This is a genomic window from Streptomyces sp. NPDC048643 (genome assembly GCF_040650615.1).
Taxonomy (GTDB): Bacteria; Actinomycetota; Actinomycetes; order Streptomycetales; family Streptomycetaceae; genus Streptomyces.
The window spans coordinates 112960-125273 of the sequence record NZ_JBEZHO010000011.1 but is presented as its reverse complement, the minus strand read 5'-3'; the positions used below and the strand labels follow the sequence as shown (position 1 = coordinate 125273).

Below are 12314 nucleotides of genomic sequence, written 5' to 3'. Positions count from 1 at the left end.
CCCTGTGACGCCCGGAGCGCCGATGTCCCGACAGCCGTGAACGGCCGGCCGTCGAGGGTCCAGTGCCGGTCGGCGTCGCGGCCCAGCGAGGCGAACACCTGGGCGGCGACGTCGACGTGGCGCACGGTCGCGGGCGCCGCGCCGATGTCCGGGCCCGCGGCGATCACCCAGGCGGTGCGCTCCTGCGCCGAACGGCCGCCGTGGCCGCCGGCGTCGACATGGCCGTGGTCGGTCACGACGAGGACCGTCCAGTGCTCCCGGTCGTACGTCGGCCGGCCGCGCACCGCGTCCAGCAGCCGGCCCACCCGGGCGTCCGCCCGCCGCACCGACTCCTCGTACGGCTCCCCGCAGCCCAGGTAGTGCGCGGTCTCGTCGGGTGCGCCCAGGTAGACGAAGGACGCGTCGACGTCGTCGCCGGCGTCGGCGAGGACGCGCGCCGCCTCCGCGGTGATCTGTTCGTCGCAGCGCTCCCAGGCCTCGGGGGTGTCCTCGGCCGGGGCGACGTAGACGCTCCTGGAAGGGGCGCGGAAGAGCGGGCCTCCGTCGCGCACCTGCATGAGCGGCTGCCAGCCGGCCGCGACGAACGTGCGCCGGCCGTACTGCTGGGCCAGCCGGGTCGCGAAGTCCGGGAAGACGTCGAGCCGGTGGCCCCCGAAGTCGTTGCTCCACACCCCGTGCTTGTCGACGCCGACGCCGGTGACGACGGTCGCCCAGCAGGGGCCGGACATGGTGGGGGTGCGGTCGTCGACCTCGACGGGCGCGAGGAAGCCCTCGGCGGCGAGGGTGTCCAGGTGGGGCGTGGACAGTCGGCGCAGCGTGTCCAGGCGGACGCCGTCGATGCCGACGACCAGGACACGGCGGTCGGCGGGGGCGGGCACGGGCATGGGCGGTCCCTTCGGGGTGGACGGTCGAGGGCGGGGTGTCGGGCCGGGTCGGCGCGCACCGCCGGGCAGCGGGCCACCCACCCGGGCGGCGACCCGGGTGGGTGGTGTCGACGAAGGAGTCGCCGCGACGGTCCGCCGCGGCTCGGGGGCTGCGCACGTCGACTGTGGGGGTGGGCCGTTCAGGCCGAGCGGGTCAGCTCGTCGGGGCCGACGCCGTACGCGAACGGCAGCCCCTGGGCGTAGCGCTGCACCTCGTCGACGGCCCAGTCGGTCATGCGGCCCAGCTCGTTGCCGAGGGAGCCCGCGATGTGCGGGGTGAGCAGCACGTTCGGCAGGCTGTAGAGCGGGGACGAGGCGGGCAGCACCTCGGGTTCCGTCACGTCGAGGACGGCGCGCAGGCGTCCGGCGACGAGGCACTCGGTGAGCGCCTCGGTGTCGACGAGCGAGCCGCGTGCGGTGTTGATGAGCGTCGCACCGTCCCGCATCAGCCCGAGCCGCCGGGCGTCGAACATGTGGCGAGTCTCAGGGAGTTGGGGTGCGTGGATGCTCACGACGTGGCTGCGCCGGACCAGTTCGTCCAGCTCGACGGGCTCGACACCGAGGGTCCGGGCGTCGGCCGGTCCCACGTAGGGGTCGTGCAGCAGGACGTTCAGGTCGAAGGGGCGCAGCAGGTCGATGACGCGCCGACCGACGCGGGAGGCGCCGACGATGCCGACCGTGCGGCGGTGGTTGCCGTAGCCGGTGAAGTACGGCAGCAACGCTGGCTGTTCGCGGGCGGCCGCGTAGTCGCGGGCTATGTCGAGGACGCGTTTGTTCGCGAACAGGATGGCGGCCAGCGTGAACTCGGCGACCGGCACCGCGTTCGCGTCGGCGGCGGAGGACACGGTGATGCCCTGCTTCCAGACCGACTCGGTGACGTGGTGCTTGACGGAGCCGGCGGCGTGGACGACGGCGCGCAGGCGCGGCATGCGGGCGAGTACGTCGTCGGTCAGGAGCGGTGCGCCCCAGTGGGTGAACAGAACCTCGACGGCGGCCAGTTCGGTGGCGCCGGCGGCGTCGAAGTCGGTGATGGGGGCGGTTGCGTCGAGGGTGGCGATCCGGGCCAGGCGGTCCAGTGCGCCCTCGGCGAGCAGGGAGCGGTGGATCTCGCGTCCCATGGCGAGAGCGGTCCGCGGACTGCGGGCCGCGGCGGGCCGGTCCGAGCTGTTCGGGAGGGCGCCTTCCGGTGCGAGCATGGTCACTTCACCGCACCCGCGGTCAGGCCCGAGCGCCAGAAGCGCTGGAGGCAGACGAAGGCGACGATGAGCGGGACGACGGCGACGAGCGAGCCGGTGATCACGAGCGAGTAGTACTCGGGCTGTTGCTGCGTGACGCTGTTCCACATGAACAGGCCGAGGTTGACCGGGTAGAGCTTCTCGTCGTTCAGCATGACGAGGGCGCCGAAGAAGTTGTTCCAGCTGGCGGTGAACGAGAACAGGAAGATCGTCATGAAGGCGGGGGCGAGCATCGGCAGCGCGATCCCGGCGAAGGTGCGCACCTCTCCCGCGCCGTCGACGCGGGCGGCCTCCAGGACCTCGTTCGGGACGTAACCCTCGGAGAAGACGCGGGCCAGGTAGACGCCGAAGGGGTTCACCAGCGCGGGCAGCAGGAGGGCCCAGTAGGTGTTGACGACGCCGACCTTGGTGGCGAGCAGGTACATCGGGAGCTGGATCACGGTGGTGGGGACGAGGACGCCGCCGAGGACCGCCGCGAACAGTTTCTCCTTGCCCTTGAAGTCGTACTTGTCGAAGGCGTAGCCGGTGGCCACGGACAGGAACGTCGAGGCCGCCGAGCCGACGACCGAGTACAGGACGCTGTTGCCGAACCAGCGCAGGTAGATGCCGTCGTTGAAGGTGAAGACGTGATGCAGGTTGGTGAACAGGTTGAAGTCGCCGAGGGCGAAGCCCGAGGTGCCGAAGAGGTCCCGGGGGTTCTTCGTGGCGGCCATCAGCAGCCAGCTCACCGGCATCAGGGTGTAGAAGGCCGCGACGATCAGCAGGCCGTTGACCACGCCCTTGGACAGCAGTACGCCGGGTGAGGTGCGGCGCCGGGTCTTCGGTGCGGCGGCCGTGGGCTCGGGGTCGGTCCGAGGGCGGGCCGGGCTGGTGGTGGGGGTGAGGGTGCTCATGAGGCGGCCTTCCACCGGTTGCCGAGCCGGGTGACGATGTAGGAGAGGATCACGCCGAGGAGGGCCAGCAGCAGGGACGCGGCGGCGGCGAGTCCGTAGTCGTGCTGCACGAAGCCGGCCTTCCAGATGAACAGGGTCGGTGACCACTCGGTGTCGACGGAGGGCGCTCCGCGCTGGTTGAGCAGCTTGGGCTCGGTGAAGATCTGGATGGCGCCGACGCAGGTGAACAGGACGGTCATGACGACGGCGGAGGCGATCAGCGGGACCTTGATCTGCAGGGCGGTGCGGATGGCGCCGGCGCCGTCCACGACGGCCGCCTCGATCGTCTCGCGCGGTACGGCCTGCAGCGCCGCGTAGAAGATGACCATGTTGTAGCCGATCCACTGCCAGGCGCACAGGTTGACCATGGAGGAGAGCACATGGTCGTTGCTGTAGAAGTCCCATGAGCCGCCGAGGGCGCCGATCCCGTCGAGCACGGGGCTGAGGCCCGGGGTGTACAGGTAGATCCAGATGATCGAGGCGATCAGTCCGGGGATCGCGTGCGGCAGGAACAGGGCGAGCTGGAAGAACCGTTTGGCACGGGCCATCGCGGAGTCGACGAGCAGCGCGAGGACGAGCGAGCCGCCGATCATCACCGGGATGTACAGGGCGCAGTAGAGCGCGATGTGGGCGAAGGAGGCCCGGAACCCGGCGTCGGACAGGGCCTTGCTGTAGTTGCCGAGCCCGGAGAAGACGCGTTCGGTGCCGCCGAAGCCGAGTCCCGAGGAACGTTCCTGGAAGAGGCTCATCCACACGGCGTAGCCGATGGGCGCCGCCATGACCGCGGCGAACAGGACGAAGAACGGGGTGACGAAGAGGGCCGCCGCCCGGCGCTGGCTGCGCCGTAGCTTCGAGGGGCCCGGGGGTTTCGCCGGGGAGGTGTGCCGGGCCTTCGCGGCCGGGGCGAGAGGTGCTGCCACGGTGGGGCTCCTTGGCGGACTGGACGCTTCGGGGAGTGCGGGGAAGAGGACGGTGACCGGGTCCGGCCGGGTCGCGTGAGACGAACGGCCGGACCCGTCAGGTCACTTGGCGAGCTTCAGGCCGCGCTCGGTGATCCCCGACTCGGCCTTGCGCTGGCCGGCCTCGATGCCGCCCGCAAATCCGGACTTGGCCGTGGCGTCCTGGACGGCGGTGTAGACGTCGAGCTGGTTCGGTCCCCAGGTCCAGCCGGGGACGATCGCGTCGACCTGCTCGGAGGCGAGCTTGTAGAGGTCCTGGCCGTTCAGGTACGCGGTGTCGAACTTGGCGGCGGCCACCTCGCGCATCGCGGGGTCGGCCGGAACCGCGCTGCTCGGCGACTCCAGGTCGGCGAGCCGGGCCTCGACACCGGCCTTGTCCGTGGTGAGCCACTTGATGAACTCGGCCGCCTGCTCGGCGTGTTCACTGCCCTTGAGGACGCCGTAGGAGGTACCGCCGTAGTTGCCGGTGGCGGGGGTGCCCCAGTTCGGCAGGGGCGCGGCGGCCCACTTCCCGGAGAGGTCCGGCATGGCGGTCTTCAGACCGCCGGCCGACCAGGAGGCGCCGAGGAAGGAGAGCGTCTTCCCGGACGTGCGGGCCTTGGTCTCCTCGGGGCTGTACGCGGTGTACGACTGGACGAGGCCGTCCTTGATGAGCCCGTCCCAGTAGGCGGCGACCTTCTTGCTGGGCGCGTCGTTCACGGCGGGCTTCCACGCGTCGCCCTCGGTGGTGAACCACTTGCCGCCGGCCTGCCAGGCGAGGGCCGCGAGGAGCGCCGAGTCGGACTTCGGCATGGAGGCGAGCCGGACGTTCTTGTCCTGCTTCTTCACCTCGGCCGCCGCGGTCTTGAAGTCGGCCCAGGTCTTGGGGACGTCGATGCCGTACTTCTTGAACAGGTCGGTCCGGTAGTAGTAGAGCTGCGGCGCGACGTCGTAGGGGACGGTCCAGGTTCTGCCGCCGAAGGTGACCAGGCTCTGCACGGCGTCGGGGAACTTCGACTTGACCGTTTCACCGGCGTACTTGGTCAGATCGATCAGGTTTCCCTGGCTCGCGAACTCCGGGACCATCTGGTACTCGATGGTCGCCACGTCGGGCGCGTTGCCGCCCTTCACCGCGTTGGACATCTTGCTGTATCCCTCGGTGCCGCTGGGGATCTCGGTCAGCTTGACCTGGATGTCCTTGTGCGTCTTGTTGAACGCGTCGACGGTCGACTTGGCCCCGAGTGTCCAGGTCCAGTAGGTCAGGGTGACCGGCTTGCCGTCCGACGCGGCGGCGGAACCGCCGTCGTCGCCGCCGCACGCGGTGGCGAGCAGGCCGAGGGCGGCGACGGTGGCGGTGGCGGTGGCGGCTATACGGAACGAACGAGAAGTGCGCGTCATTGCACGGCTCCTACGAGACCTCGTACGGGAAGAGGCGGATGCAGGACATCATTTGTGCGCACACGATCAGAGTCAAGAGCGTTCGACCACGACAATCAAAACGATCGCAGAACGCTCAGCTCTTCGGCGTCGCGCCACCGCAGGACGAGCGGACCCTCAACTCGGGGAGCAGTTCGAGGTGTTGCCGGGGCGCCGGGCGTTGACCGCCCGCCCGCTCCGCGAGCCGCTGGAGCAGCAGCTTGGCGGCCAGCTCCCCCACCGACCGCTTCGGCGGCGCGATGGCCGTCAGCGGGACGTCGGCGAGACCGGCGACCTCGTCGTCGTAGGCGATCAGCGCGAGGTCGCCGGGCACACCGATGCCGCGCGCCTGGAGCTTGGGCACCAGCACGATGGCGTCCTCGTCGCTGTGCACCAGGGCCGCGGTGACGCCGCGCTTCTCCACCGCCTCCACGAGGTAGTCGATGCTCGCCTCGTAGTCCCCGTGCTCACGCACGGACGGCGCGCCGGCGTCGACGTCCAGGCCGAGGGAGCGCACGGCGGCCAGGAAACCGGAGGAGATCTGTGCCGCGTGCGGGCCTTCCTGGAGGACCGCGGTGATCCGCCGGTGGCCCAGGGACGCGAAGTGCCCCACCGCCACGGCCGCGCCGTGCGCCCGGTCGGTGCGGACCCGGTCGAGACCGGCCGCGGGGTTCCCGGCGGGCGCGGACCGCTCGACCAGGACGGCCGGCACCGGGCAGTCCAGGAGCCACTTCTCCTGCCCGTCCACCGGCACGCCGCCGAACCAGCTGGGCGCGACGAGTAGTCCCTCCGCACCGCCCGCCACCAGGTGTTCCGCCTGGACGGCGTCCTCGGAGTCGACGTATCCGGTCATCCCGAGGACGAGCCGCCCGCCCTGGGCACCGACGGCCTCGCGGGCCCCGCGGACGATGTCGGCGAAGATGTAGTTGGTGGTTGGCACGATCATTCCGATCACGGTGCCCTCGGCGGACACCGGACGGGGCCGTTCCTCCGCCGCCGTGTCCCCCGGCCACACCACCGCTCCGTGCAGCCGCTGCACCCGGCCCTGCGCGGCCAGGCTCTCCACGTCGCGCCGCAAGGTCACCGCGGAGACACCGAGTTCGGCCGCGAGGTCGGCGACACGGAGACTGCCGCGCTCCCGGACGAGTTCGAGTACCCGCTCATGACGCTGGTCGACGTGCAGTCGCATGGCTCCCCCTGGGGCAAGGCCGGACGGACGATCTACGGGCGAACGCGGAGCGTGATCCCGTGAGGTCACTGTACGCCCACCATCGTATCGATCGCTTTCGCTCAATACGATCGAGCAGCGGGCGCGCACGGAGCGATCAGACGCACGCCCACGGCCTCCGCCCACCGGGTGCGCACCCGGGACCGCCGCGCGCGGACGGCCGAGTTGACGGAAGGTTGACCAACCCCACGGAAGGTTGACCAATTCCCTGGAGATCGCTGACACATGCATCAATATCGTCGGCCGCATGCCCCCACAACCTGCGAGAACACCCGCGCTCCCGGTCCTCCCCTACCGGAAACCCACGCGCGACAGGGACTACTGGGTCTTCGACGACGTGCTGCCCGACCCCGACGCCGTTCGGTCCCGGTGTGTCGCCAAGGACGACTGGGTCAAGGGTCATCCGTACACGTCGGAGAGCTGGCCAGGGCTGCGCACCATGCCCGGTCTGGAGCCGGCCGAACTGGGGCGCGTGGAGCGGCTGGTGAAGAGGGCGACCGGCGCCCGGGAACTGTGGCAGCAGACGACGCCCTCCGGCGCCACCCTCAACCACAACTGCGTCCAGGTCGTCGGCAAGGACGAGGGGGAACCGCGCCCGCACACCGACTCCCGCGCCCTGTGCCGGTACGCCGCGGTGCTCTATCTGAACCCGAACGTCCCCAAGGACTGCGGGACGAGCTTCTTCCGGCAGAACCTGCCGGGCGGACGGCTGGGCGGCAACGTGGTCGCGGCGCCGCACAACAACCTGGTCGAGGCGCTCGGGACCCGCTTCGTCCCCCCGGACTCCTTCGTCGAGGACATCCGCGTGCCGCACCGCTACAACCGGCTGCTCCTCTACAACGCCAACCTGATGCACACCGCCACCGACTACTGCGGGACCACGATGGAGGACAAGCGGATGACCGCCGTCTTCTTCTGGATGGCGTGAACGCGGGGTGCAATCCCGGCAGGGGCGGCCCGGACCGGGAGGTCCGGGCCGCCCTGCGCCACCCTGCGCCGTCCGGAACGGACGGCGGACGGCCCGGGGGGACCTCGAGCAGTCGACGCCAACGGGACATTCCCGCGCCGAGACCGGGTTACATCGTGCTCAAGTTCTGGTGGCCGGGCGATGATCTGGTCATGATGGGCATATGACCTTGGCCTCCAGAGCCATGACGCGACTGGCCGTATGGCCCGACCTCGCGGAGACCCTGCCGAGCTGCGGCACGGGCCGGGCCCTCGGCGCGGCCCGGGCCGAGATCCTCCACTTCCACTCGGACCAGGACGTGGACCTGCACCTCACCGACCGGGCGATCCGGCGGTTCGAGGACCACCTCAGGGACTCGACGGCCGTCCGCATGGTGCCCGGCTCCCGCTGGGTGACCATCCACCTGGAGGTCGACTCCGACATCGACCTGCTGCTCACCCTGGTGAGCGTCGCCCTGCAGGCCCACATGACCGGTCACCTCGCGGGCGACGACGCCCTGTCGGCCGCCTGCAACGACCGCTGACGTCCGAGGCTGGGCACTCAGTTCCCTCCGTGGTGGGTACCGAGTGCCACGGTGTCCGTTTCGGTGCTAGTTTCCGACCATGAACGAGGCACCTGGGCCCGCCGCTTGCGCCGACCCGTCCACCGTCCGGCCGCCGATGCGGGACGCCCTGGTCGGGGCCGCCTTCCAGCTCTTCCTGGAGCGGGGCTACGAGGGGACCACCGTCGACGACATCGTGGCGCTCGCCGGCGTCGGACGCCGTTCGTTCTTCCGCTACTTCCCCTCCAAGGAGGACGTGGTCTTCCCCGACCACGAGCGCTGCCTGGCCGACATGAAGGCGTTCCTGGACGAGGGGGACGGCACCACGGACGACCCGGTGCGGCGGGTCTGCGACGCCGCGCGGCTCGTACTGCGCATGTACGCGGAGAACCCGACGTTCTCCGTCCAGCGCTACCGCCTCACCAAGAAGGTCCCGGGGCTGCGCGCCTACGAGCTGTCCGTCGTCTGGCGTTACGAGCGCGCCCTCGCCGAGTACCTCCGTGGCCGCTCCGCGGGACGGCCCGGCGGCACGCTGCGCGCCGATGTGGTCGCCGCCGCCGTGGTGGCCGCGCACAACAACGGCCTGCGTTCCTGGTTGCGTTCGGACGGCAAGGGCGACGCCGAGGCAGCCGTCGACCAGGCGCTCGGGTACGTGCAGGAGACGTTCGGCGGGTCGCCCGGAGCAGCCGCCGCCGAGGCGCCGGAGGACGTGGTCGTGGTGGTCTCCCGGCGCGGGGCACCGATGTGGCGCGTGGTGCAGGAGATCGAGTCGGCGTTCGGGCGGGACTGACCCTCTCCGTATCCTCACATTCTGAGGGTACGGAGTGCCTTTACGGGTGACACTCAGTGCCATACGCTGTCGGTGTGCACGGCGCGCCGCGCACCTGAGATTCCGGCCGAGCGCAGGGAGTTGACATCGTGTACCACCCAGGAAGCGCCCTCCCCCCGGGCCTCGGCCACGCGACCGACGTGCTGGACGCCGCCGCCGACGAACACCCCGGAGACCGTCTCCTCTTCCAGCGGTGCCGCTGGTGCGCCAGCGCCATGTACAGCCGCCTCATCTGCCCCGTGTGCGCGGGCAGTGAGCTGCGGACGGAGGCGAGCGCGGGCATGGGTGTCGTGCGGCACTCCACCGTGATCCACCGCAACACCCCCGCAGCCCGCAACGTCTCCCTCATCGAGATGACGGAGGGGTTCACCGTCCGCGGCCGCGTGATGGGTTCGCCCGCGACCATCCACAGCGGTGACCGGGTCCAGCTCTCCACCGCCCAGGACCCGGTGCGCCGCCAGCCGGTCTTCCAGCTCGTCGACGGCCCGTACAGCGCCTGGAGTTGAGGCGGCGGCGTCACGGTCACACGCGTAGGGGGATCCCGGTCCGGGATCCCCCTACGCGTGCCCGCTTCACGTGGTCGGCGTGATCCGGATGCCGACCGTTCCGCTCTCGCCGCGGCGCAGGCGGCTGCCGAACAGGGTCAGCCGGCCCATCAGCCCGTACTTGCGGGCGATGAGCTTCCGGTAGCGGGCGGTGTCCTCCGCGCCGACGATCTCCGCCGTGGCGGGCACCGGCTCTCTCGTGGGCCTGCCGCGGACGTCGCAGGGGCCGACCAGTACGTCGGCACGGTTGCGGATCCGCTTCACCTTCCAGCTGTCGGTGGTCGTCCACGCGCCGAGCGCGGGGCCGTCCCGTACGACCCACACCGGTGTGGCGACGCCGGTGCCGTTCTTGCGATAGCTGGTGATCAGCAGGTACTTGCCCGAGCCCAGGGTGTCCAGCGAGACCTCGTCCATGGCGGAAGTGTAAGCGCGCCCCAGGGCCCGGCACCCGGCGGAGCCGGGCCCGTCCTAGGACAACTGGCCGTCGTAGTCCGGCAGCTTGAAGGTGCGCTCGGCGTGGCCGCCGACCAGGTCCGTCGTGTTGTTGCCGACGTTGGCGATGATCGTGTAGCCGAGGGACTCGATCCGGGCGCGCTTGCCGGTCTTGTAGGCGCTCACCTCGTCGAAGAGGTCGGGCAGATCACGGACGTAGAGGCCGTCCACCGGGTAGCCGACGCTCCGCAGGTTCCACTTCGTCTCCGAGGCGATGATGCCGGGACGCGCGGTGACGAAGAAGACGGCGACACCGCGGGAGTGCGCGTACCGGGCGAGCTCCAGGGACGCCTGCACCGCGGGTGTGGGGAGCTGGTACCAGGGGTGGAAGTCCGTCTCCAGCGTGGTGTTGTCGATGTCGAAGACCAGCGCGAGTTTCTGGCCGCCGGCGTTCGCGGTGCGCTGGGCGACGTACGGCGTCGCCTGGTCGACGACCCCCTGGACGTCGCGCTGCCAGGTGGCGTAGTCGACGTCGGCCGTCGCCGTCGTGCTCGCGACCGCCCGTACCGGTGCCGGTGCCGCCGCGGCGGACCCCGCCGCCGTGACCGTTCCTCCGATGCCCAGCGCCACGACCGCCGACACCGCGCCCAGCCGGCGTCCCACACCGCGTCCCGTCATGCCAGTCCCCTTTTCACGTCTCACGTCTCAGGTCTGTCTGTGGAGTGCGCGCACAGCGCTACGGCGGCGGTGTTGGCCCGTCGCCGCGGCTGACATGATCCTGGCAGCGCGTGTACGGAGAGGGAAGAGACAGTTACTGATCGGTAGAGAAACGTGGGGGCGGCCCGGTGGCCCCCGGTGCGGTGGCAGACGTCCGCGTCCCGTGTGAGCCTGGGCTCGCGGCGGGGCAACAGCGGAGAGAGGGCTGCTCGGATGCACGCACCGAACATCGTCATCGTCGGCGGCGGTTTCGCCGGGGTCGAGGCCGCCCGCGGTCTGGAGCGGACGCTCGCCCAGGGCGAGGCGCGGATCACCCTGGTCAGCCCCACGGACTACCAGCTGTATCTGCCCCTCCTGCCCCATGTCGCCGCCGGAGTCCTGACGCCGCAGTCCGTCGCCCCCTCGCTGCGCCGGATCCTGCGCCGCACCGCGCTGGTCCCGGGCGGGGTGATCGGCGTCGACACCCAGGCCAAGGTGTGCGTCGTCCGCAAGATCACCGGTGATCTGGTCGATCTGCCCTACGACTATCTGGTGCTGACTCCGGGCAGCGTGACCCGCACCTTCGACATCCCCGGCCTGGCCGACGAGGCGCGCGGCATGAAGACGCTCTCCCAGGCGGTGTACCTGCGCGACCATGTGATCGCCCAGCTCGACCTGGCCGCGGCCACGACGGACGACACGGAGCAGGCGGCGCGGCTCCAGTTCGTCGTGGTCGGCGGCGGATACGCCGGCACCGAGACGGCGGCCTGTCTTCAGCGGCTGACGACGGCGGCGGCGAAGCGCTATCACCCCCGCATCGATCCCGGTCTCATCAAGTGGCACCTGGTCGACGTCGCGCCGAAGCTGCTGCCCGAGCTGGGCGACAAGCTGGGCGCGAGCGCGATGCGGATGCTGAGCGACCGGGGCCTGCACATCTCGCTGGGGACGACCGTCGCCTCCGTCACCAAGGACGAGATCACCCTCACCGACGGGCGGGTGCTGCCCTCGCGGACGCTGGTCTGGACGGCCGGTGTCGCGGCGAGCCCGCTGGTGGACTCGCTGGGCGCGGAGACCGTGCGCGGCAGGATCGTCACGGAGCCCGACTTCAGGGTGCCGGGGCTCGACGGCGTGTTCGCTCTGGGTGACGCGGCGGCGGTGCCCGACCTGGCGAAGGGGGACGGCTCCCCCTGTCCGCCGACCGCGCAGCACGCGGCCCGGCAGGGCCGGCACGCGGCCAAGGTCCTCGCGGCGAAGCTGCGCGGGCAGCCCACCCTGCCGTACCGGCACAAGGACCTCGGCCTGGTGGTCGACCTCGGCGGCCACGACGCCGTCTCCAAGCCGCTGGGCATCGGTCTCAAGGGCGTGCCCGCCCAGGTCGTGGCCCGCGGCTATCACCTGTACGCGCTGCCCACCGGGTCGGCCCGGTTCCGTACGACCGCCAACTGGCTGCTCAACGCCGTCGCGGGCGACGACTTCGTGCGCACCGGCTTCCTCGCGGGCCGCAAGGGCACGCTGCGGGACTTCGAGCGCACGGACGTCTACCTGACGCCGGAGGAAGTGACCGCCCGGACCCGCGCCCACACGTAGCGGCGGTTCGGACCCTCGTCGGTCCGTCGGTCCCGTGGGGTGACC

The 12314-nt window shown here is 71.0% G+C and carries 12 protein-coding genes and 1 pseudogene; 5 read left to right on the top strand and 8 right to left on the bottom strand.

From position 1 onward, the window contains the following. Positions 1-47: 47 nt before the first annotated feature. From AB0C62_RS14035 to AB0C62_RS14010, 6 genes and pseudogenes are all read right to left on the bottom strand, one after another. Positions 48-884, bottom strand: a pseudogene (locus AB0C62_RS14035) (alkaline phosphatase family protein); the annotation flags it as partial. 179 nt (positions 885-1063) lie between these two features. Then, positions 1064-2119, bottom strand: coding sequence for a hydroxyacid dehydrogenase (locus tag AB0C62_RS14030; protein ID WP_362972740.1), 1056 nt, complete (start codon positions 2117-2119; stop codon positions 1064-1066). Positions 2120-2121: 2 nt separating this feature from the next. Beyond that, positions 2122-3051, bottom strand: a complete 930-nt coding sequence (locus AB0C62_RS14025; RefSeq protein ID WP_362972738.1) for a carbohydrate ABC transporter permease — start codon at positions 3049-3051, stop codon at positions 2122-2124. Then, on the bottom strand, positions 3048-4010 hold the full coding sequence (locus tag AB0C62_RS14020) for a sugar ABC transporter permease (RefSeq protein WP_362972736.1): 963 nt from the start codon (positions 4008-4010) through the stop codon (positions 3048-3050). Before AB0C62_RS14020 ends, AB0C62_RS14025 begins: the two co-directional genes overlap by 4 nt. Positions 4011-4112: 102 nt before the next feature. Beyond that, entirely contained in the window at positions 4113-5426 is a 1314-nt protein-coding gene (locus AB0C62_RS14015) for a sugar ABC transporter substrate-binding protein (RefSeq protein WP_362972734.1), read from the bottom strand. A gap of 115 nt (positions 5427-5541) precedes the next feature. After that, positions 5542-6633: a substrate-binding domain-containing protein gene (locus AB0C62_RS14010; RefSeq protein WP_362972733.1), complete on the bottom strand. Its 1092-nt coding sequence runs from the start codon at positions 6631-6633 to the stop codon at positions 5542-5544. A 286-nt stretch (positions 6634-6919) separates the two neighbouring features. Here AB0C62_RS14010 and AB0C62_RS14005 point away from each other — a divergent pair, with 286 nt between their 5' ends. The 4 genes from AB0C62_RS14005 (at position 6920) to AB0C62_RS13990 (ending at position 9515) form a co-directional block, all read left to right on the top strand. After that, positions 6920-7600, top strand: a complete 681-nt coding sequence (locus AB0C62_RS14005) for a DUF6445 family protein (RefSeq protein ID WP_362972731.1) — start codon at positions 6920-6922, stop codon at positions 7598-7600. 202 nt (positions 7601-7802) lie between these two features. Then, positions 7803-8162: a luciferase family protein gene (locus AB0C62_RS14000; RefSeq protein ID WP_362972729.1), complete on the top strand. Its 360-nt coding sequence runs from the start codon at positions 7803-7805 to the stop codon at positions 8160-8162. 136 nt (positions 8163-8298) lie between these two features. Next, positions 8299-8970: a TetR family transcriptional regulator gene (locus tag AB0C62_RS13995; RefSeq protein ID WP_362972900.1), complete on the top strand. Its 672-nt coding sequence runs from the start codon at positions 8299-8301 to the stop codon at positions 8968-8970. 179 nt (positions 8971-9149) lie between these two features. Then, positions 9150-9515, top strand: a complete 366-nt coding sequence (locus AB0C62_RS13990; RefSeq protein WP_362972898.1) for a hypothetical protein — start codon at positions 9150-9152, stop codon at positions 9513-9515. A 66-nt stretch (positions 9516-9581) separates the two neighbouring features. Here the strand turns inward: AB0C62_RS13990 and AB0C62_RS13985 are convergent, their stop codons facing one another. Together AB0C62_RS13985 and AB0C62_RS13980 are read right to left on the bottom strand one after the other, a co-directional pair. Then, the gene (locus AB0C62_RS13985) at positions 9582-9968 is read right to left on the bottom strand and encodes a PPOX class F420-dependent oxidoreductase (protein WP_362972727.1); all 387 of its coding nucleotides are present in this window, start codon (positions 9966-9968) and stop codon (positions 9582-9584) included. Between the two features lie 54 nt (positions 9969-10022). Beyond that, on the bottom strand, positions 10023-10664 hold the full coding sequence (locus tag AB0C62_RS13980; RefSeq protein ID WP_362972725.1) for an HAD family acid phosphatase: 642 nt from the start codon (positions 10662-10664) through the stop codon (positions 10023-10025). Positions 10665-10916: 252 nt separating this feature from the next. Between AB0C62_RS13980 and AB0C62_RS13975 the strand changes: the two genes are divergently transcribed. Further along, positions 10917-12269: an NAD(P)/FAD-dependent oxidoreductase gene (locus AB0C62_RS13975; protein ID WP_362972723.1), complete on the top strand. Its 1353-nt coding sequence runs from the start codon at positions 10917-10919 to the stop codon at positions 12267-12269. Positions 12270-12314 lie beyond the last annotated feature (45 nt).

What these genes read in the sequence shown, in the direction of transcription:
- AB0C62_RS13985 (WP_362972727.1), bottom strand. Translation starts at nt 9,968, where the DNA reads ATGGACGAGGTCTCGCTGGACACCCTGGGCTCGGGCAAGTACCTGCTG.
- AB0C62_RS14025 (WP_362972738.1), bottom strand. Translation starts at nt 3,051, where the DNA reads ATGAGCACCCTCACCCCCACCACCAGCCCGGCCCGCCCTCGGACCGAC.
- AB0C62_RS14015 (WP_362972734.1), bottom strand. Translation starts at nt 5,426, where the DNA reads ATGACGCGCACTTCTCGTTCGTTCCGTATAGCCGCCACCGCCACCGCC.
- AB0C62_RS13995 (WP_362972900.1), top strand. Translation starts at nt 8,299, where the DNA reads ATGCGGGACGCCCTGGTCGGGGCCGCCTTCCAGCTCTTCCTGGAGCGG.
- AB0C62_RS14005 (WP_362972731.1), top strand. Translation starts at nt 6,920, where the DNA reads ATGCCCCCACAACCTGCGAGAACACCCGCGCTCCCGGTCCTCCCCTAC.
- AB0C62_RS14030 (WP_362972740.1), bottom strand. Translation starts at nt 2,119, where the DNA reads ATGCTCGCACCGGAAGGCGCCCTCCCGAACAGCTCGGACCGGCCCGCC.
- AB0C62_RS13980 (WP_362972725.1), bottom strand. Translation starts at nt 10,664, where the DNA reads ATGACGGGACGCGGTGTGGGACGCCGGCTGGGCGCGGTGTCGGCGGTC.
- AB0C62_RS14010 (WP_362972733.1), bottom strand. Translation starts at nt 6,633, where the DNA reads ATGCGACTGCACGTCGACCAGCGTCATGAGCGGGTACTCGAACTCGTC.
- AB0C62_RS14000 (WP_362972729.1), top strand. Translation starts at nt 7,803, where the DNA reads ATGACCTTGGCCTCCAGAGCCATGACGCGACTGGCCGTATGGCCCGAC.
- AB0C62_RS13975 (WP_362972723.1), top strand. Translation starts at nt 10,917, where the DNA reads ATGCACGCACCGAACATCGTCATCGTCGGCGGCGGTTTCGCCGGGGTC.